Origin of the sequence: Winogradskyella poriferorum, from assembly GCF_036553625.1 — a bacterium.
Taxonomy (GTDB): domain Bacteria; phylum Bacteroidota; class Bacteroidia; order Flavobacteriales; family Flavobacteriaceae; genus Winogradskyella; species Winogradskyella poriferorum.
This window is the reverse complement of record NZ_JAZHOU010000003.1, coordinates 357,739-378,650: the sequence shown is the minus strand read 5'-3', so window position 1 is coordinate 378,650 and position 20,912 is coordinate 357,739. Positions and strand designations below refer to the sequence as shown.

The 20,912-nt window shown below is 36.5% G+C and carries 15 protein-coding genes; 5 read left to right on the top strand and 10 right to left on the bottom strand.

All coding sequences use genetic code 11. The annotated features are described in order from the left end of the window. The first annotated feature begins 54 nt into the window (after window positions 1–54). The 4 genes from V1468_RS11275 to V1468_RS11260 all read left to right on the top strand — a co-directional run bounded on the left by V1468_RS11275 (window position 55) and on the right by V1468_RS11260 (window position 6,519). Entirely contained in the window at window positions 55–657 is a 603-nt protein-coding gene (locus V1468_RS11275) for an acyl carrier protein phosphodiesterase (protein WP_331810347.1), read from the top strand. Continuing rightward, on the top strand, window positions 654–2,357 hold the full coding sequence (gene ggt, locus V1468_RS11270) for a gamma-glutamyltransferase (RefSeq protein ID WP_331810346.1): 1,704 nt from the start codon (window positions 654–656) through the stop codon (window positions 2,355–2,357). Before V1468_RS11275 ends, ggt begins: the two co-directional genes overlap by 4 nt. A gap of 84 nt (window positions 2,358–2,441) precedes the next feature. Beyond that, window positions 2,442–5,699, top strand: coding sequence for a S41 family peptidase (locus V1468_RS11265; protein ID WP_331810345.1), 3,258 nt, complete (start codon window positions 2,442–2,444; stop codon window positions 5,697–5,699). 70 nt (window positions 5,700–5,769) lie between these two features. After that, a complete protein-coding gene (locus tag V1468_RS11260) occupies window positions 5,770–6,519 on the top strand; it encodes a hypothetical protein (protein ID WP_331810344.1) in 750 nt (249 codons plus the stop codon). A gap of 71 nt (window positions 6,520–6,590) precedes the next feature. Here the strand turns inward: V1468_RS11260 and V1468_RS11255 are convergent, their stop codons facing one another. Further along, window positions 6,591–7,115, bottom strand: a complete 525-nt coding sequence (locus V1468_RS11255; protein ID WP_331810343.1) for a hypothetical protein — start codon at window positions 7,113–7,115, stop codon at window positions 6,591–6,593. A gap of 178 nt (window positions 7,116–7,293) precedes the next feature. Between V1468_RS11255 and V1468_RS11250 the strand changes: the two genes are divergently transcribed. Next, complete coding sequence (locus V1468_RS11250; RefSeq protein ID WP_331810342.1) at window positions 7,294–8,280, top strand: endonuclease/exonuclease/phosphatase family protein; 987 nt, start codon at window positions 7,294–7,296, stop codon at window positions 8,278–8,280. Window positions 8,281–8,299: 19 nt separating this feature from the next. Here the strand turns inward: V1468_RS11250 and V1468_RS11245 are convergent, their stop codons facing one another. The 9 genes from V1468_RS11245 to V1468_RS11205 all read right to left on the bottom strand — a co-directional run bounded on the left by V1468_RS11245 (window position 8,300) and on the right by V1468_RS11205 (window position 20,912). Next, a complete protein-coding gene (locus V1468_RS11245; protein ID WP_331810341.1) occupies window positions 8,300–8,446 on the bottom strand; it encodes a hypothetical protein in 147 nt (48 codons plus the stop codon). A gap of 131 nt (window positions 8,447–8,577) precedes the next feature. Beyond that, window positions 8,578–8,868 carry a DUF2188 domain-containing protein gene (locus tag V1468_RS11240; RefSeq protein ID WP_331810340.1) on the bottom strand — a complete coding sequence of 97 codons (291 nt, stop codon included), beginning with the start codon at window positions 8,866–8,868 and terminating at the stop codon, window positions 8,578–8,580. A 121-nt stretch (window positions 8,869–8,989) separates the two neighbouring features. Further along, complete coding sequence (locus V1468_RS11235; RefSeq protein ID WP_331810339.1) at window positions 8,990–10,072, bottom strand: adenylate/guanylate cyclase domain-containing protein; 1,083 nt, start codon at window positions 10,070–10,072, stop codon at window positions 8,990–8,992. Between the two features lie 262 nt (window positions 10,073–10,334). Further along, window positions 10,335–11,336, bottom strand: coding sequence for a PorP/SprF family type IX secretion system membrane protein (locus tag V1468_RS11230; RefSeq protein ID WP_331810338.1), 1,002 nt, complete (start codon window positions 11,334–11,336; stop codon window positions 10,335–10,337). Between the two features lie 5 nt (window positions 11,337–11,341). Next, entirely contained in the window at window positions 11,342–17,389 is a 6,048-nt protein-coding gene (locus V1468_RS11225; protein WP_331810337.1) for a PKD domain-containing protein, read from the bottom strand. Between the two features lie 211 nt (window positions 17,390–17,600). After that, on the bottom strand, window positions 17,601–18,335 hold the full coding sequence (locus V1468_RS11220; protein ID WP_331810336.1) for a LytR/AlgR family response regulator transcription factor: 735 nt from the start codon (window positions 18,333–18,335) through the stop codon (window positions 17,601–17,603). Continuing rightward, a complete protein-coding gene (locus V1468_RS11215) occupies window positions 18,332–19,366 on the bottom strand; it encodes a sensor histidine kinase (RefSeq protein WP_331810335.1) in 1,035 nt (344 codons plus the stop codon). Before V1468_RS11215 ends, V1468_RS11220 begins: the two co-directional genes overlap by 4 nt. Before the next feature lie 26 nt (window positions 19,367–19,392). Then, window positions 19,393–19,755 carry a DUF4907 domain-containing protein gene (locus V1468_RS11210; RefSeq protein WP_331810334.1) on the bottom strand — a complete coding sequence of 121 codons (363 nt, stop codon included), beginning with the start codon at window positions 19,753–19,755 and terminating at the stop codon, window positions 19,393–19,395. A gap of 146 nt (window positions 19,756–19,901) precedes the next feature. Beyond that, window positions 19,902–20,912 (bottom strand): Kelch repeat-containing protein, encoded by a 1,011-nt coding sequence (locus V1468_RS11205; RefSeq protein ID WP_331810333.1) that lies wholly within the window; start codon window positions 20,910–20,912, stop codon window positions 19,902–19,904.

Sequence of the window (20,912 nt, the reverse complement as noted above, 5' to 3'; positions counted from 1 at the left end):
CGCTTTAAAAATGATTTTTGAAATTTGTTATTATGAATTCGTAAATTCGAGCCTATGAATTTTTTAGCCCACATTTATCTATCTGGAGACGACGAGCTCTTAACCATCGGAAATTTTGTTGCCGATGGCATTAGAGGCAATAAATACAAAGCTTACCCTAAAAAAGTTCAAGCTGGAATTTTGCTGCACAGAGCTATTGACACCTTTACAGATGCGCATCCTACTTTTAGACAAAGCACCAAGCGTTTACACAAAAATTATGGGCATTATAGTGGAGTTATAGTTGATATTTTCTATGACCATTTCTTGGCAAAAAACTGGCAACAATATTCAGATATTCCATTAGCAAAATATATAGACGATTTTTACCAAAGTCTTAATGCTAATTTTGAAATTTTACCAGATCGCTTCAAACATTTAACACCAATAATGATTGAAGGCAACTGGCTTTTAAGCTATGCCACAGTTGAAGGTATTCAACTTGTATTAAATGGAATGAATAAACGTACCAAAGGCAAATCTAAAATGAATGAAGCTACTAAAGAGCTAAAAGAACATTACTCAGAATTTGAACATGAGTTTACCACATTTTTTGAAGAATTAAGAGCCTACAGCAACTCAAAACTAATTAAAATAAAAAAGCAATTCGAACTATGAAAAACCGCTTTCTAACATTATTAATTTTATTCAGTTTTATTGCTTGTAAAGATGTATCAAAACAGCATAAAACAGAGGTTAATACACGTGGGACTATTGCAGAAAAAGCAATGGTTGTTAGTGCCAGAAAAGAGGCTTCAGAGATTGGTGTACAAATTCTAAAACTTGGTGGTAATGCTTTTGATGCTATGATGGCAACCGAAATGGCTTTGGCTGTAACCTATCCTTATGCTGGTAATCTTGGTGGTGGTGGATTTCTGGTTTTTAGATTAGCTGATGGCACAAAAGGCGCATTAGATTATAGAGAAAAGGCTCCGCTGGCATCAACAAAAAACATGTATCTCGATGACAATGGTAATGTGATTAAGAACCTAAGCACTGTTGGCAGCATGGCTATTGGAGTTCCAGGAACAATTGCAGGTATATTTGAAGCCCAACAAAAATATGGTAAGCTCGATGTAAAAACCGTCTTAAAACCTGTTATAGAACTAGCAAATAACGGCTTCGTTGTTACCAAAAGACAAGCAAAACGATTCGCTGCTTACGATAGCATTTTCAATGCCGTAAACAAAAAGCAAATACTATTTAACAAATCTATTAAAGCCGGAGATACAATAAGAAACAAAGCTTTAGCACACACACTTCAACGTATCTCTGATCATGGAAGAAATGAATTTTATAGTGGCAAAACCGCGGAAACTCTCGTATCATTTCTTCAATCTGAAGGCAGTATCATTACTCTTGAAGATTTAAAGAAATATGAAGCCAAATGGCGAAATCCTGTAACGTTTGAATACGATGATTTAACCATTACCTCCATGTCTCCACCTTCATCTGGTGGTATTTGCTTAGGGCAAATTATGAAAATGATTGAACCCTTCGATTTAAATGATTATGGTCACAACGCTTTAAAAACCATTCAGGTTATCATCGAAGCCGAAAAGCGTGCTTATGCAGACCGAAGCTACTATTTAGGAGATCCAGATTTTGTAGATATCCCAACAGAAACCTTATTGAGTGATGTCTATCTTCAAGATAGAATGAATAATTTTTCATTTGAAAAACCGACTCCATCAGATGACTTATCACATGGTAATATTGTGGGTTACGAAAGTGATGAAACCACGCACTACTCTATCGTAGACCAATTCGGTAATGCCATTGCTGTAACCACGACACTAAATGGTGCTTATGGTTCTAAATTGTATGCTGAAGAATTAGGGTTTTTTCTTAATAATGAAATGGACGACTTTAGCAGCAAGCCTGGCGAACCAAATTATTTTGGCCTTATTGGCGCAGAAGCTAATAGCATTGCGCCAGAAAAACGCATGTTGAGTTCTATGACACCAACTATTGTAGAAAAAGAAGGCGAACTCTATATGACGGTTGGCACACCTGGTGGATCTACAATTATAACCTCTGTATTACAAACCATTCTTAATGTGCATGAGTTTGGACTTACAATGCAAAATGCAGTAGATGCTCCGCGTTTTCATCATCAATGGTTACCAGATGAAATACGAATGGAGCCAAATGGTTTTGATGACAAACTCATTAAAGAATTAGAAGCCTTGGGCTATACCATCAACTTAAAGCGCTCACCTGTTATTGGCAAAGTAGATGGTATTTTAATTTTAGATAATGGCACATTAGAAGGTGGTGCAGATCATAGAGGCGACGATACTGCTGTTGGTTTTTAACATTGTTTTAAAATTTTCAATTTAAGGATATCGTATCTTTAGCTACATCAATCAACTATTAACCACCATTAAAACCAACCAGATATGAAAAATCACATTGCAATTGTAGCGCTATGCGCTTCTATTTTCTCATTTTCTCAAGGCACACAATTATTAAGACAACCTACACTTCATGGAGATGATGTGGTCTTTGTATATGCCAACGACCTTTGGAAATCATCTCTAAATGGTGGCACAGCAATACGATTAACCAGTGATGAAGGCTATGAGTCTAATCCTCATTTTTCTAATGACGGAAAACTAATTGCCTTTACTGCGCAATACGACGGCAATGTTGATGTATTTGTTATGCCTGCTGAAGGAGGTGAACCTAAGCGTCTTACCTATCATCCTGGTGGTGATTTTGTGCAAGGATGGACACCAGACGGCAAAGTATTATTCCGATCCGGAAGAGAAGCACAGCCAACCATGACCAATAAATTTTTCACAGTCTCTACAGATGGTGGTTTGCCAGAAGCTCTAGATATTCCCAGAGCAGCTTATGGAGAAATGTCTCCAGATGGCAAACATCTCGCCTATACTCCTATTACAGGTTGGGATGCTGAGTGGAGAAACTATCGTGGTGGACAAGCAATGCCTATTTGGGTTGTAGATTTAAAAACAAAAGACCTAGTAAGAACATCGCAACCAACAAAGGAGCGTCATTTAGATCCTGTTTGGTTAAACGGACTGGTATATTTTATGTCCGAACGCGATTATACCATGAACATCTGGTCTTTTAATCCTTCAACTAAAGAAGAAAAACAAGTGACTTTTCATAAAAAGTTTGATGTAAAAAGTTTAGATGCGAGTGATGATAAATTGATTTACGAACAAGGTGGTTATCTTCATGTTTTCAATCCTTCAACAAACAAAACAAAGCAATTAAATATTGATGTTAAAGCAGATCTCAATTTCTACAGAACAAAATGGGATAATGTTTCTGCCAGACAATTAATAAATCCTAATGTTTCACCAACAGGAAAGCGTGCTATTTTTGAACATCGTGGTGAAATCTTTACCGTACCTAAAGAAAACGGTACATGGAAAAATATTACCAACTCTCCTGCTGTTGCAGATCGAAATCCTATCTGGTCACCAAATGGTGATAAAATTGCTTGGTTTTCTGACAAAAGCGGCGAATACCAATTAATGCTAGCTGATCAAAATGGTGATAATGTCGAAGCGATTTCGTTGCCAAATCCAACGTTTTATTTTCAACCAGATTGGTCTCCTGATGGTAAGCACATTGCCTATACAGACACACATTATAACGTTTGGATTATAAATCTTGAAACTAAAAAAACAAAAAAGATTGATACAGATCGATATGCACATCCTAACCGTTCTATGAATCCTGTTTGGTCACCAGACAGCAAGTGGATAGCATACGCTAAACAGCAAGACAACCATTTTAAAGCGATTTTTGCTTACAACATAGACTCTAAAAAAGTGATTCAGATTACAGATCCTATAGCTGACGCCATCACGCCTGTTTGGGATGAGTCTGGGAAATACTTATATACGTTAGCAAGTACGAATTATGGATTGCAAAGTGGTTGGTTAGACATGAGTAATTATGATCCTGCAGCAAATCTTACCAGAAGTTTATACGCAGTTGTTTTAAGTAAAGATGGCAAAGCGCCTAATCTTCCTAAAAGTGACATGGAGGAAGAAAAGAAGGAAAATGGTAATAAGAAAGAGGATAAAAAGGACGATAAAAAATCATCTGATGGTGTTACGGTAACAATTGATGAAGATGGTATTTTTGATCGTGCTGTTGCCTTAGACTTACCAGCGAGAAACTATGTAGCATTACTAAAAGGCCCTAAAAATAACATATTTATTGCTGAGGCTATTCCTAATTCCAGAGGACTAAAAGTACATTCGTATAATGTTGAAAAAGAAAAAGCTTCAGACTTTGCTGAAGGTGTTTGGGACATGGTAGCCTCTAACGACAGAAAATCTATTTTGCTATCTCAGAATGGTAATTGGGTACTAACAGGTGCCTCTGCTCCACCAAAACCCGGAAAAGACAACTTAAAGATTGATATCAAAATAAAGTTAGATCCTAAAGCTGAAGCGCATCAAATTTTTAAAGAAGGCTGGCGTTACATGAGAGACTTCTTATATGTAGATAATGTGCATGGTGCACCTTGGGACGAAGTATACAAATGGTATGCACCTTGGATAGACCATGTACGTCACAGAACAGACTTAAACTATGTTGTAGATATAATGAGTGGTGAAGTTGCTGTTGGACATTCTTATGTTTCTGGTGGTGATTTCCCTGACGTAGACCGTGTAGCTGTTGGGTTGCTAGGTTGTGATTTTGAAAAAACCAATGGTAACTTCAAGATTTCTAAAATTTACACTGGAGAACGTTGGAATCCTAATATTGATGCTCCTTTGGCAAAACCAGGTATTGACGTTAAAGAAGGTGATTACATCCTTGCGATTAACGGAACTGCATTAGATAGCAAAACCAATCCTTATGCCTTGTTAGAACAAACAGCAGGCAGAGAAATTACCATAATGGTAAATTCGCAACCAACACTAACCAACGCTCGAAGCATTCTTGTTAAACCTGTAAGTAATGAACGTGGCTTAAGAAGTATCGATTGGATTGAGAGTAACCGTCGTAAAGTTGATGAACTATCTAATGGTAAACTCGCTTACGTCTATGTACCAAACACTGGTGGTGGAGGTTTTACCTCTTTCAATAGGTATTATTTCTCTCAGCAAGATAAAAAAGGGGTTGTTATAGACGAACGTAATAATGGAGGTGGTTCTGCGGCAGACTATATGATGGATATTATGTCTAGAGAGATCTACGGTTACTTTAACAGTAAAGCTGGCGATAAACGCCCTTGGACCACACCTATTGCTGGTATTTGGGGACCAAAAGTAATGCTAATTAACGAGCGTGCTGGCTCTGGTGGTGATTTACTACCATACATGTTTAAAATGAGAAACTTAGGACCATTAATCGGTACAAGAACTTGGGGAGGACTCGTTGGTACTTGGGATACACCTGCATTTATTGATGGTGGACGCATGGTAGCACCTCGTGGAGGTTTTTATGATGTAAATGGTGAATGGGCTGTAGAAGGAGAAGGTGTAGCACCAGATATTGAAGTGATTCAGCATCCTAGAGAAACTTCAAAAGGAAATGATCCTCAATTAGAACGTGCTGTACAAGAAGCTCTAAAGCTTTTAAAAGACAACGAATTTGAACTAAAACCAGAACCAAAAGCTCCTGTTCGCTGGAAACGTCCTAAGGGCTACAAATCTGATAATTAATAATACAACTCATTACGAGTAATGTTGTTCTGTGGCAAATTACAATTGCACTGAAAATTAATTACTCGTAATGAACAATAACATTACAATGCCAAAAACCTCAAAGACTAAACGCATATTTAAAATCATAGGAGGACTCATAGTGTTCTTTACATTACCTACACTACTCTTCTTTGGGTTTATGTATTTGAAGTATAACGAGGACTTACCTACTGGAAAACTAGGCACAGAAGCTGACCAATTAGCAACTAGCATGTTAAATGCCTTAAACGAAGAAGCATACCTTAATACGGATTATATAGAATGGACCTTTAAAGGCAGACATCATTACAAATGGTACAAAACAGATTATACATGTGAAGTATCGTGGGATGCCATGACCGTTATTTTAGACTTTGAAAATTCTGATAATTCTAAAGTATTTGCTGGTCAAGACGAATACAACGGTATTGAAAAACTAGATTACATCAATAAAGCTACAGACTACTTTAATAATGATTCCTTTTGGTTAGTGGCACCTTATAAAGTCTTTGACAAGGGAACTGAACGTCGATTGGTAACATCAGAAGAGGGTGAAAAATCCTTACTTGTAACTTATACCAAAGGTGGCACCACTCCTGGAGATTCTTATCTATGGCATTTGGATAAAAACGGACTACCAAAAAGCTTTCAAATGTGGGTAGATATTTTGCCTATTGATGGCCTTGAAGCGTCTTGGGATCAATGGATCACAACAGAAAGTGGCGCCAAATTACCCACAACCCATAAATTCCTAGTGTTCGATTTGAATATGGGAGAGGTTAAAGGATTAAAGTTTTAATCAATTAATTAGTACTGTTAGATAGAAGTATCAAATTACTGAAACTGCCTACGACATACTGCGACTGAATACTATTTAGACCGCTGCCCAACAAATTGCTGTGTTTTCAGCTTAAATAATACATTAAAGCTTGTTAAACTACCATAACTTCTGGTAATGTATTGTTGTAAATCTATCTTTTCTTGCTCTTCAAGATTACTTGAGTTTATCTTTTGCTCCATTACGCGCAAGCGATCACGTACCATGGTAATCTTATGAAAAAAGGTATCTATTGGCAGTTCTTTGCCCTGTAGATTAGTATCACCAGGCTCTAAAATAAGTTTACCACCTTTCCACTTATCGGCAATGGAAACCACTTCAGAAACATCTGACCATTTTTTAAGAATGTCTTTCAGGCTTTTTTCAACCTCATAAAAGCTTACAGTATCTACATCACCCTCTGCTGCTTCAATAACCTCAAAGTCCTCATCGATCTCTAAGGTCTCTAAACCTTTATCTATAAAGGTCACCCAATAGTGTTTTGAGGTGACATTAGTAACAACTCCTTTGCCATGTTCTGTATGATTAATTCGCGATCCTATTCCTAGTAATTTCATTATTGATTGTATTTTGTTATTGGTGTAACAAGTATACTAAATCTCTGTTAGATTTCCACTTTGTATCTATGAATCTTACTTAACTAACCCTATTTTGATTTTAGTCTAAAATCTACTACTTTTAAACATCCTCTTTAACCAATCTATTTAATAGTCGTATCCCAAAACAATATACGATATGGACTACCACATTACTTTTTGGAATTTAGAAAACCTCTTTGATATAGAACACTCTCCTAGACGCACGGAGAAACTACAACGGGCTATTGGCAGTGATGTTAAAGGTTGGGGACCAACCCAACTAAATCAGAAACTAGACCAGCTTAACCGTATTATTATTCAGTTAAATAATGGTAACGGTCCTGATATTCTTGGAGTCTGTGAGGTTGAAAATGCTCACGTGCTTCATCTGTTGATTCAGAAAATGGGTGTTTTAAATCGGAATTACTCCTTGGTGCATGACGACTCGGATGATCGTCGTGGTATTGATGTAGCTTTTATTTATGACGCTGATATGTTCACTGTTGAAGAAGAAAACGGCGAGCCTAAAGTGTACGACCATTTTGTACTTAGACGAACAGCCACCAGAGATATTTTACAGGTTAACTTTTTAACCAACCATAGCCAAGGCCAACAGCGTTTGGTATTGATTGCTAATCACTGGCCTTCACGTAGTGGTGGACAGTACGAATCTGAAGGATACCGACAGATTGCTGGTGAAACGTTGAGTTATTTCCATCAGCGTATTAGAGAGGTGCATGGTGATGCTACTCCGGTACTAGCAATGGGTGACTTTAATGATGAGCCTTTCAATGAATCTTTAACACGTTTTGCGCTGGCTTTACGCAGTAGGGCTCGTGTAGTACGTGGTCGTATTCCTTATTTTTTAAACCTAATGTGGCCTTTAATGGATTATGGTACTGCCAGTTTTTACTTTGGAAATAAGCCTAATATGCTAGACCAGTTTTTGGCCAATGAAAACATGCTAAAAAGTAACAGTGCTATTAAAGTAGTACCAGATTCTGTGAGTATTGAGCGTTTCTCTGAAATGATAAAACCTGGTGCTTATGGTGTGCCTAAGCATTTTGGTGGTATGGGTAAAAAGATTGCAGCAGATGGTTATAGCGACCATTATCCTATTTCAGTGAAGCTGCGCGAATCTTAGACTATTTTTATATTTTAAACTAGATGAACATAAAAGCATCATCGTCTTTAACAGTCTTATTAGCATCTTTAGCTTTAGGTGACACCTCTACCTTTGGCTGAGGTACATTTATGGTCTGCGACCTGGATTTTAGTAGTCTTAATCTTAATTTTTGAAATGAGTTCATAGCACTTATTTTTATCGTTACTAAAGATACGATGCAAAAGGGACATTTAGACGTCTTAAATGATTAGTTTTTAAATATTTAGTGTTTTGTTAACATTCAAAATCTTCTAAAAGATCTATAATTCATCAAAATCACCTGCTTTTGTAACTAATTCGCTTACGAATACCACCACTCGCACGGTGAATGATAACATCGGCATTATAGCGTTTCGCCAATGTTTTGGCTTTGCGGATAGCTGTGCCTTGCTTACGATGCTTAGAGGTAATACGCTTGTTGCCTTCGCGACGCACTGCCCAGCCACCTTCATAGGGTACTACATGTTGGTGCCAGGTACGCTTAGGAGTATTGTGATAGCCTAAGACTTTTAGAATAGCACTTATTAATTGCTGAATAGCGTCTGTTAGGGAATTTTGCTTAGACATTTTTATGAGCTATAAAGTAAATATAGTAAATAAAACTAGACCAACACTAATGATCATTGTGAGTGATTAATGTAATATGCAAAGCGATTCTGCAGTCTAAATGTCTATAACAATCTAACCCTTAATGTACTGAAAACAGTTCAACTACCTGTGTTTTTCCTTTTAACTGCACTAAACCCAGACTTTCACATTGATACATGCTTGTAGATACTCTATCTATTACTGCTTTGGACACTAATAAATCTACACCATAGGTATGACATTCTGATTGAAGACGTGCTGCGGTATTGAGTACATCTCCTGTGAAAAATATGTCTTTTTTAAGTGCACCTATTTCACCCGTTGAGACTTCACCAAGATGAATAGCAGCTTTAAAATCGGGAAATACACCATAGTGTTTTATATAATGGGCTTGCCTTTGTTTTAAGTCCGTTTTCATAGCATAAAAACAATCTAAGCTTAACTGCACAAAACCATTAGTAGTACTTGGCCATGTTAATACAATCTCATTACCTACATACTGATACACCTCCCCTTTATGACGTAAAATAGCATCTGATAAATCGTTGTAATAGGATTTTAAAAACTGAAAATATAGATCATGTCCTAATGTTTCAGCAATTTGTGTGGATGATTTCATGTCGCTAAACATAAATAACCTGGTCTCTGTTTTTGGATGATGGTACCTCCCTGTGATAAAATTGGTTAAAACTGAATGTCCTAAATGCTCACTTACCTCTACATAAAACAAAGACAACAACATGGAAAACGCTAACTGAATTAGCGTGGTGGTATGGGTTATACTATTAAAGAAAATCAAATATTTTTCCCACACTTCATTTGAAAATATAGATATACTTTGTTCTATACTTGCGGCTATAATAAACGTTACAAATACAATAATTTCCATGAAAAACACATAGAATACAAACTTACCCAACAATTTAATTACAAAGCGATATGGTTTAAAAAGCGTATTAATAAAACGGTACTCTATAAAACCAACTAAAACCCCAATACATGCCACACTAAAGGTCGCAAACCAAAATACTTGAGGGGTTAAAGAAATTGCGGAGTCTGGTGTGTTTTCCTGATGTCCTATAATGGATTGTTCGGTCCATAAAAACACCCAACCCGTAATCAGCCATATAATCGCGATAGGTAATGATTGACTTAATAGACGTTTATGTTTTGGTGATAACACTATTACAAAAAATGTTGGTCGCTACTAAATTAAGCAACTTATTGCTAGCAACTTTAATTGACGACTAAAATAAAGTACCTATTGTTTTTCGAGTGGTTCCGAGGTATGAAGATTTGTATCTCAAGCCTTTTGGGTTGTTAAAATTCTTATTCTCGATACAAATTTTTCTCATTGTAATCGAAAAATTCACTCGAACTGACGAATTTTATCTCGATGTGATTTCTTTGCCATACTTCATCGTAATGATAGTGGACGAAAAAACTTATTTCTTACGACTACGATCGGTATTACAACGTCTGCAGCGTGACAGGTAGGTCATGGATAACTCATACACTCCATCCGTGCGGCCTATATTAGATGTGTTCTTATCATACGAAAAGCCAAAACGAAAGGTTTGATACTCTAATCCAACAAAAGCATTAATGGATGTTAGTAAATGTGCGTTCCCATCATTTCGTGCAGGATTAGTGGCCGCTGTAAGCCCTAATAAAATAGCATCAAGTTGAAAAATGGTACCAATGTCTAAACGGTTATATGGTCCTTGTACCATAAAATTTGTTGTCATCATTATTGTATTCTCATATAAGAACGGAAATCTAACATTACCATGAAACGAATAAAATATATCTAACGGTAGCTTTTCACCTTCAACAATAGAAATATTAGGACGGTTAAGATGACGTACAGAGCCTCCTACCCAATAGCTAATATCATTAAAGGTTTGTTTTTCTACCAAAAAGCCAGCATTGATATCTAAAAAAGGGTCTGCATTAATGCGACTTGCCAGAGGGTCTACTGATACCGGATTAATAACTCCTGAACTGATATTTATCTGATCTGCTAGGGTTAGATTTCTAAAACGGTTGCTCTTATTCCCTACTCCGACTTCTATTGCTGGTCTAAAGTACCAACCATTATTAAGATTTATACGGTGTGCATAATTCAAATTAACCTGTGCGTAGTTATAATTATTAAACGATTCGTACTGCCAAACAGCATTGATACCGACACCAAAGCCAAGGCTTGGTCCATAATCATAAGATTTATTCACATAGGCATATTGTGTATGAATCTGTAAATCGAGATTTGGCCATTGCACACGACTTAATAGTCCAGCCGCAATACGGTCGTTATCTTCAAAACCTGAAAATGCGGGATTCAAGGTTTCTTGTATGTAGTTGGATTGTGTAAAAACCGGATCTTGTGCCTGAGCAAAGCAGCAACTAACAAGTACAATTATAGTGAGTATGGGTCTTAATGTCATGAGGTTTATTTTATAAATACAAATGCGCCTTGGGCAGTGATGGTTTTTCCGTAAAATGTTTTGGCACTAAAGGTGTAATAGTAATTACCGTTTTCGGCAATTTCGTCGTTTATCTTTCCGTTCCAACCCGTGAAATTCTCATCGTCTTCAGTATAGATAAGACTGCCCCAAGTATCGTAAATATTTATCTCTAAATTATCGAGTCCTTCGTAAACAGGACCAAAGAAATCGTTAATACCATCTTCATTTGGTGTAAACGCGTCTGGCATTATTAACTTATAGCCTTTTTCAACGTATAAGGTAATTACGCGCTCATAGACACAACCAAATGGATAAGTAACTGTTTGGGTAACCACGTAAGAACCAACGTTAGCATAAGTATGTGTTGGGTTTTCTTCACCTGAAAAATTACCATCACCAAAATCCCATAAAACACTGAGATAATCTCCTGTAGCCAGATTAGTAAAGGTAATTGGGTCTTCTATAGAATACACACCAAAATTGCTAAACCCAAAGGAAGACAAATCAAAATCTGGATCTCCCAGGACTGGGATATCCACGTTAAGACTATAATTGGCGGTACAGCCTTGTGCATCGGTAACTTCAAGCAATACCAACCCATCTTCATCTGTAGTCATTAATTCATTATTAGCACCACTTACTGTGCCACTAGACCAGTTATAGGTAAACGGTGGCACTCCTCCACTAGCCATGGCTACAAAGGTTTGGTTCACAGTTTTTGTATCACAATCCACTTCAGATTGGGTATCCACATCTAAAACTAACGGTTCAAAACGGTTGACATCCCAACTGCCTTCGATACTACAACCATTAGCATCAGTAACTGTCACCACATACGTATTTGGTGGAATAGCTGTTAAATCCTCTGTAGTCGCACCATTAGACCAAGCTACAGAGAACGGAGGTGTTCCGCCTTGAATTAATAGATTGATTGCACCACTATTGGTGTCGTCACAATCTAAAGCATCTGTAACATTAGCAGACAATTGCAATGGTAAAATATTGAAAATAGTAAAACTCTCTTGAATCACACACGGAGTGCCATCTGTAATGGTAACACTATACGTACCAGGTGCTAAATTATTACGCTCTACACCTGCTGAAGCGTCATCATCCCAAACCACGGTTATTGGATCTAATCCACCTTGAAAATTAAGTACAATACTGGCATCATTTTCACCTGCACAAGACATTTGCGTCACAACAGGGTCAATGAGGAAAATAGGTGCTTCATCAATTACGATTGGAAACTCGCGCACACAATCTTCAGCATCGGTAATGGTAATAGTGTACGTACCAGCTGAAAGGTTAAACTGACTCATACCAGTACCAAAGTTACTCCAAGCCACATCATAAGGCGCTACACCACCTGATATATTATTTATGATTATAGACGCATCATTATCTCCGTAACATTCTATCTCTGTAGTCGTGACATCGATGGTGATTTGATCATTCTGAATAATTTCAACACTCAACGTATCAGTACAATTTGAGCTATCGGTTACCGTTAATACATACGTACCTGCAAACAAGTTAGTGATATTGGCTGTAGTACTTGTAAATCCATTAGGTCCATTCCAACTATAGGTATAGTCTGGTCTACCTCCAACTGTAGTAACTTCGATTGCACCTGTGGCATCTCCAAAACAAATTACATTCGTTTGATTTTGTATACTAACATCTAACAATGGAGGTTCTATAATTACAAAAGTAGAACTGATAGGCCCACAATTATTGGCATCGGTTACTGTAACTTCATATGTGCCAGGCTCGAGGTTATCAAGGTCTTCATTATTAGAAAACGGATTACCATTAAGCGTCCAGTTATAGGCATAAGGTTCTGTACCACCACTAATATCTATAGAAATCTCTCCATCATTGGCTCCGAAACAAGAAATAGTTTCAGGATCGAAATTAACAGCGCTAAAAACAAGTTCATCAGGTTCAGTAATACTAAATGTTTCATTGTATGGACAGCCACCATCATCCAAAATATCTAAAGTATAAGTCCCTGCTTCTAAGTTTGAAATCGTCGTTGCACTACTAACAAAACCATTAGGTCCTGTCCAACTTACTTGATAAGCATCACCAGATGTAAAAGGAATGCCTCCAGTAATCGTAATTGCAATTGAGGCATCATCTGAATTGAAACAACTGTTATAGACCACTGTTGAAGCCACACTAATTGAAGGATTAACCGTAACGACAACCTCAAAATCAGTACCAATACAGCCGTTAGTATCTGGTGTTACCGTATAAGTAACCGTTGCTGGATTAACTGTTGTATTCTCTAAAAACTGAGATATTGTTGTACTAGGTGTCGCCTGAGCTGCTGCTCCTGTTATACTTCCTGCTGGATTTACAACAGGATTAGACCATGTATAGGTCGTTCCAACCGGAACTACATTACCTGTAATGTTTTCTGGTAAAAATTCAAACGTATTACCACTACAAATCAGGACATCACCATCAACTATACTCGGAGTATTGTTTACAATGATTTCGGCCACATTTGAAATAATCTCAGAACAACCTCCTGTATTGAATGTAATAACGACGTAGTAATATGTTGTTCCTACTGTATCCACTAATGGTTGGTATGTATCTGTGGCTGCACCTGCAATTGGTGTCCCTGTAGTTGTATCATTTACTGTATTTTGGTACCACTGGTAACTCGGTGTACCAGTACCATTGGTATAAGACACGCTTAATGCAGCTGTTGTTTCACCCAAACACAACTCATCTGAAAGTGGTTGTGTGCTAAATTGAGCAGCTGCAGTTACCTCAACTGTGGCAACAGAACTCGTCTCCTCACAACCTGATACATCTTGCGTTACAATACAGTAATAATAAAATGTACCCACCACATCTGAAGGTGGTGTATATATCGCTGCTGTCGCACCTGCAATAGGTGTTCCTGATGTGGTGTCATTTACCGTATTGACATACCATTGGTAGGTTATATTTCCTAATCCTCCAGAAACAATAATATCTAAAGGGTCTACAGTACTATTCTGACATACACTTTGCATTCCAAAATCAGGACTCGTAATCTCAGGATCGTCTACCACAATAACTTCAGCAACAGCACTTACCAATCCTGAACAACCACTACCTGTAAAACTGATTTCTACATAATAATAAAACGTTCCAGAAGTCGTAAAAACAGGAGGAGTATAACTTGCTGATGTTGCACCTGCAATAGCAGTACCTCCTGTATTAGTATTAGCCGTATTACTGTACCATTGGTAAGTTACTGTTCCTGCTCCACCAATAAGATTAACCGACAACTCTTCCGATGTTCCTCCTACACAAATGGACTGTGTAGGTATTGGCTCCGTGTCGATTTGCGCAATGTCTTCTACTGTAATTTCAGCAGTATCGGAAATAATTTCATTACAATCTCCTGTAGTAAATGTAATTATTACATAATAATATAGCGTACCAACACTATCAGTTGGTGGTGTATATGTTGGTCCATTAGCTCCTGCTATGGCTGTACCACTTGTATTGTCATCAACTGTATTTACATACCATTGGTAACTTGGAGTACCTGTTCCTTGGTAACTTACCGATAAATCATTTGGTGTACCATTAAGACATATGTCTTCCGGTTGCGGTTGGACATCTATGAAAGGGGCTGGTTCTACTGTTATTGTAAAACTTTCAGATGGCCCAACACAACCATTGATATCTGGAGTTACAGTGTATATGAGATCTATTGGTGTACCCAAAGTATTGATAAGTGTTTGAACCGGAATTGTATCACCTGTACCATTAGGAATATAACCTGTAAGACCCGCTGGATTATTGGACGTCCACGTGTAAGTGGTGTTCGCATTATCTGATGTAAGTACAATGGCATTACTATCATTACCCGAACATAAGGTTTGATTAAAATCGGTATTGGTAATCGTTGGACTTTCACTGACAGAGAAATCTTCAGTTACTGTGGCTGTACCACAAGCATTAGTAACACTAAAGGTTACAGTATAATCACCTGGCGTAGTATAACTAATCGTCCCTGGATCTAATTGATTGGAAGTCGCTGGTGTACCACCTGGAAACGACCAACTATATGTTATGGTATCTGTTGCAGGTGCACAAGTAGTTACTGTAGCAGTAGGATTAAAACTAGCTGTTCCACAGGCATCTGCTATTGTATTGATAGTTGCTGCAGGTGGACGTTTTACATTAATTTGCTGAGTTGTTGTAAAATCACCACAAGAATTGGTAATCGTCATGCTTATAATATAGATGCCTGCATTTAAAAACTGAAACGATGGATTTTCAGAATTTTCATCGGTATTATTGGTAAAACTCCAAGATGCCGAAGTACCACAAAAGTCTGCTGCATAAGTAACATCCCAAAAATAGGTTTCCCCTCCACAAGACTGTGATAAATCTGTTGTATTTGTAGCTGCAACATCAAAAGGGATACAACCGTCTGTGTTGTCTAAAGCAAAATCGGCAATCAAATCTGGTTCTATACAAATAGTCTTAACTACAGGCTCTGATATACCACAAAAGTTTTCTTCCGTTAAAGTGACTGTATATGTACCTGGTGATGTATAAATATGTGTAGGGTTTTCTAAGTTAGACGTTGTACCATCACCAAAATCCCAGTTATGTGCTGCTTGGGTTACGCAGTTAGGTCCAAAACCACCTTCGGTAAGATTTGTAAATTGAACAGCAGTATTAACACAACTCGGACTCTCGAACTCGAAATCTACCTCAGGTTGTGCCAAAATTATTATTGGTCCAGCTGTTAATACAGTTTGTCCGCATGAGGTCGCAATGATTAATGTTATGGTATAATTCGGATTTGGACAATTTGATTCTGTGTATTCATGCGGAATTGGGAAAGGATCTGCCAATTCTGGATTATTAGGATCATAATTGGCTACTGCAGCAATTAAATCGTCTTGGGTATAAGTCGCTTGTGTACCATCGCCATAATCAATAAAATACGTTGTATCTGGTGGATTGGATCCCCAAGAACCAATAGCAAATGCAAGTTCATTAGCTGGTAAACATAAGTTTACCGTGTTACCTGGGCTTATAATAGCACCAATAGGATTACTTGAATTTTTAACCAAAATGGTTTCTGTGGCATTACAACCACTATCACCATAACCAGTTATCACCATACTGAAAGATCCTAAATTTGCATAGGTATGTGATAATGGGAATGTAACGTTAGTCTCGGACGTACCATCTCCCCAATCTATATCGTAAGATGTGATGCATGCTGTTGAAGTTGAAGTATTACCAACATTAATGGTATAAGCAGGATCAACAGTATTATTACCACAATTATCAAAAGGTGGTGTAAACTGCGCATCTAAATCCTCAAAACTTAAATCTGGACGCTGTTCTACATTCACTGTCTCTGAAACTGAAGCCGTACATCCATTCACATCTGTGACTTCTAAAGTTGCTGTATAATTTGAAAAACCGCAACCAAAAGCATCGTAAATATGTAAAGGGTCCTCATCTGTAGAGGTATTACCATCTCCGAAGGACCAGTTGTAAGTAAAAGGTCCATTACCTGAGGCTGTAGCATTAAAATTAACGCCATCAGCAGAGCAATCTCCATTATTAAATGTAAAATTCACTGTTGGAGGATTGGCCACTATTACAGTCGCTGTACCATTAACAGTTTCTGTATCACTATTATCATCTGTAACAGAAACTAATTCATATACAAAGGTGCCTGCTGTATCTGTATTAACTGGCAAAGTCGCAGAATCATTTGTGCCTGTACTCGATATCGTCTGATTGGCACCTCCATTTAAAGTATATGTAAATGTATAAGGCGCATCGCCATCTGTACCTGTAAATGTTATGACGGGTTGTGGTGTTTCATTAAGACAAACAGTTGTTGTACCAGATATACTAGCAGAAGGAGGTAGTATTACTTTGTTTTTTGGTGAAACCGTTACAAGTTTAGTTATGTTATAAGCAGCAGCGATACCTATACATAAATAAAAAAGCAATGCAAAGGCATGGCGTTTATGATACTTCATAATTGATTAATAGCTAATTAACGATTGTTAAAGTAGAAAAAAATATATAACATAAAATATCTAAACTGTTATTTTTCGTTTAGATTACTATAATTTCTTTAAACGGTAACTCTTTAAAGCTAAATTAGTTATGATATCATAAGGAAACTATACCTAATAAAGGGTATATAAATAAGGGAAAAGTATAATTAGTTATAACGCTATTAAAATGCTATATATCTAATCTGTTATACACCAAAGACTTGTAGCTTTCGCCAATAGGTATGCGCTCTCCATCAATTATAATTCGATTTTTTTGTATTGAATTAATTTTGTTAACATTAACTACAAAGGAACGATGTACTCTAATAAAAGTGGTTTCTGGTAGTTTTGCTTGTATTTCCTTGAAATTCATTAAGGTAAGTACTGACTTATTGGTGCCATTATGAATTTTTAAATAATCCTTAAGTCCTTGAATGTAAGTAATATCCTTTACTTCCAACTTTACGTTTTCATATTCGGATTTTACAAAAATAAAATCATCTTTAGTACTTGATTCTAGACTTATACTACCTGCAGAAGATACATTGAAAGATGTCTGAATGTTATTCAGTTTTATCATCTCTTTTACTCTGTTCACTGCTTTTATAAAGCGCGGAAAAGGTATTGGCTTTACTAAGTAATCTACGGCATTGAGATCGAACCCTTCTAAAGCATATTGCGGATATGCTGTAGTAAAAATGAAGTATGGTACTTTGCCTTCTAAGGATTTTACCAAATCTATACCATTAATATTTGGCATTTCAATATCAGAAAACACTAATTGTATATTTTGATTATTAATAAACTCTAGTGCCTCTAAGGCATTTGTAAAAGTTTTAATTACCTCTACACCTCCTATTGCTTTGCAGTAAGACTCTATAACGTCTACTGCTAAAGGCTCATCATCTATAATTATGCATTTCATTGTGTATTTAGGTTTAAGGTTAGATTGACTTCGTAATAGCCTTGATTAGAATCTATTGATAGATTGTGTTGTTCATTATAAAGATACTGCAACTGACTCTTTATGTTTTCTAAACCTATGCCTGAGTTTTCTTTATCTTCTTTATGTATGCCTATATTATTCTTTACATAAAAATGAAGCTGATCCTTTATTATATTAATCTTAATGTCTATAAAAGTTTTCCCTTTGTAATCTGTTCCGTATTTAAAGGCGTTTTCAATAAACGTAATAAGTATTAATGGGTATATCTTAAGACCTTTGGAATTGCCATGTATATTGATTTTTACATCTTCACTATTTTTGATTCTAAGGCGTTGAAGTGAGATATAATTTTGAATATAGTCTAATTCTTTTTCTAGTGGTACTTCTTTATCGTTTGCTTCATATAACATGTAACGCATTAACTCTGAAAGTGTAATCACTGCTTCTGGCGCATCGTCTGATTTACGTCTTACTAAAGAGTAAATACTGTTAAGAGAATTGAACAGAAAGTGAGGATTTAATTGGTTTCTTAAATATTGAAGTCTTATATCTGTCTTCTCGTGCTCCATAGCTCTTGAAATCCGTTCTCTTTTGTAAAAATCTATTACTAATGCATAAATTCCACCCAATAAATAAACAGTTAATGAAAAAACTGCTGGTACTACATACCGCATATTGAGCATAGGTCTTGGACCATTAGGTGGTTTACGAAAAGGCAATTGCTCCCCAATATCAGAAAAATTAAAAATTAATGTTTCTGTAATATAGTTGTAGAGAAATAAAAACAAAAAGGATACTAAAATATACAGAGCTACCTTCCGTCTTAATAGTAAAAAAGGGACAAATATTAAATAGTTGGTGTAAAACAAAACAGGACGCAAAAGTTGTTTTATAAACAAGTTATTAGGAATAATACCTAAATCTACATACGTAATTAGTAATGGAAATAGGCTAAGTCCTACCCATACAACGATATGAATTAAAATAATCTTAGTTTGAAGTTTTTTCACGACACAAATTTGACAAAACTAGTTTTTTATAAGGGCTGAAAAGCAATTTTACATGTAATTAACTCTTCTTTAGTAATTAAGGGTAGTTGTTGTTTCTGTAACTTGTTTAAAACTAATTGTGCTACCTGATTTGCATCATTTTTAGAGGCAAACCTTTGTTTACCATGTACCGCTGGCACATATTCTTGTTTAATATATAGAAGATCATCTCTGTAAATCTTATACAACCAGTTACCGTCTTCTTTTACAACTTCAACGCTATATGTAATTTCACTTTTCGTTTCTTTTGAAGATTGTGGATTTAGAAGTGTAATTATAAGACCACTTAACAAAATCACAAAACCCAGAGTTTTTAATAGCGTACTGTATTTTTTTAAAACTGCTTTCATAAAAATAATTATTCTTGAAAATGAAGTTGAAGAGTGTCGAGGGCAAAACAAAATCATAGTTCTGCCACTCGAACACTACCAACCGCTATTAACCAGCCTCATTTAGGTTAATAACCATCAATCAAATCAAAATTTAAAACTAACTATTAATTATCGTCGTCATCTTGTTCTTCATTAGGATAAAACTCCATAAAATCATCAAGATAAAGTGTACCATTTCTTCCAAGACCAACAAAAGCTCTAGAACCATTACCAAAGGCAATAGCATCTCGTCTGGCATAAAGTTCAAATTCGGTCTTCTCTTCCCATTCTTCGGTAGCAGGATTATACTCATAAACACTAGATTGGCTCCCAGAATAATCTCCACATGCTACATAACCCTTACCATCTATAGTAAATGCAACAGCATTTGAGCGTTGTACATAATCATCATCGTCATCATCTACATCAACTAAAGCCGTCCATGTTTCGGTATCTAAATCAAACTTCCAAAAATCCTCTTCATATATACCATTGCTTACTCCTGTAACCAAATAAACTTCATTGCCAATAGTAAATGTGGTACCTTCTCTACGTTTATCTCCACCAAAGCCAAAAATCTCCTCCCATGTATCATTACTTGGGTCATATTTCCAAAAATCTTTTTTATCACTACCATCGTAACCTGTACCTACATAACCATATGTGTCTGAACCAAAACCAACTGCACCATAACGCGCTGAACCGCCAAAGTCTGCTATAGCCTCCCAAGTATTGGATGCTGGATTATATTTGTAAAAATCTGTAAGTTCTTCATTGTTATCTCCATTATATCCTGTTCCTAAGTAACCTTCATCTCCTATAGTAAATGCTGTTGCAGAACTGCGGGCAATTCCAGGAAAATCTGCCAGTTGCTGCCATGAGTTAGTATCCATATCATAACTCCAAAAATCATTATAATAATCATCACCATCGTAGCCAGTTCCCATGTAGCCTATATTACCAATAGTAAATGCAGCTGAGCTACTTCTAGCTTCTTCATTAAAAGTTGACATTTTCACCCAATTACCATCTAAATCAGAGCTGTCATCATCGTTATTACAACTATTAAAGGTCACAAATACAACTATTAAAAGTGTTAGTGACATCCATTGTTGGTTGTTTGTTATTTTCATCAT

Bases quoted from the DNA above. Each gene is read 5' to 3' on its own strand.
- V1468_RS11275 (WP_331810347.1), top strand. From the start codon at position 55: ATGAATTTTTTAGCCCACATTTATCTATCTGGAGACGACGAGCTCTTA.
- ggt (WP_331810346.1), top strand. From the start codon at position 654: ATGAAAAACCGCTTTCTAACATTATTAATTTTATTCAGTTTTATTGCT.
- V1468_RS11265 (WP_331810345.1), top strand. From the start codon at position 2,442: ATGAAAAATCACATTGCAATTGTAGCGCTATGCGCTTCTATTTTCTCA.
- V1468_RS11260 (WP_331810344.1), top strand. From the start codon at position 5,770: ATGAACAATAACATTACAATGCCAAAAACCTCAAAGACTAAACGCATA.
- V1468_RS11255 (WP_331810343.1), bottom strand. From the start codon at position 7,115: ATGAAATTACTAGGAATAGGATCGCGAATTAATCATACAGAACATGGC.
- V1468_RS11250 (WP_331810342.1), top strand. From the start codon at position 7,294: ATGGACTACCACATTACTTTTTGGAATTTAGAAAACCTCTTTGATATA.
- V1468_RS11245 (WP_331810341.1), bottom strand. From the start codon at position 8,446: ATGAACTCATTTCAAAAATTAAGATTAAGACTACTAAAATCCAGGTCG.
- V1468_RS11240 (WP_331810340.1), bottom strand. From the start codon at position 8,868: ATGTCTAAGCAAAATTCCCTAACAGACGCTATTCAGCAATTAATAAGT.
- V1468_RS11230 (WP_331810338.1), bottom strand. From the start codon at position 11,336: ATGACATTAAGACCCATACTCACTATAATTGTACTTGTTAGTTGCTGC.
- V1468_RS11225 (WP_331810337.1), bottom strand. From the start codon at position 17,389: ATGAAGTATCATAAACGCCATGCCTTTGCATTGCTTTTTTATTTATGT.
- V1468_RS11220 (WP_331810336.1), bottom strand. From the start codon at position 18,335: ATGAAATGCATAATTATAGATGATGAGCCTTTAGCAGTAGACGTTATA.
- V1468_RS11210 (WP_331810334.1), bottom strand. From the start codon at position 19,755: ATGAAAGCAGTTTTAAAAAAATACAGTACGCTATTAAAAACTCTGGGT.
- V1468_RS11205 (WP_331810333.1), bottom strand. From the start codon at position 20,912: ATGATGAAAATAACAAACAACCAACAATGGATGTCACTAACACTTTTA.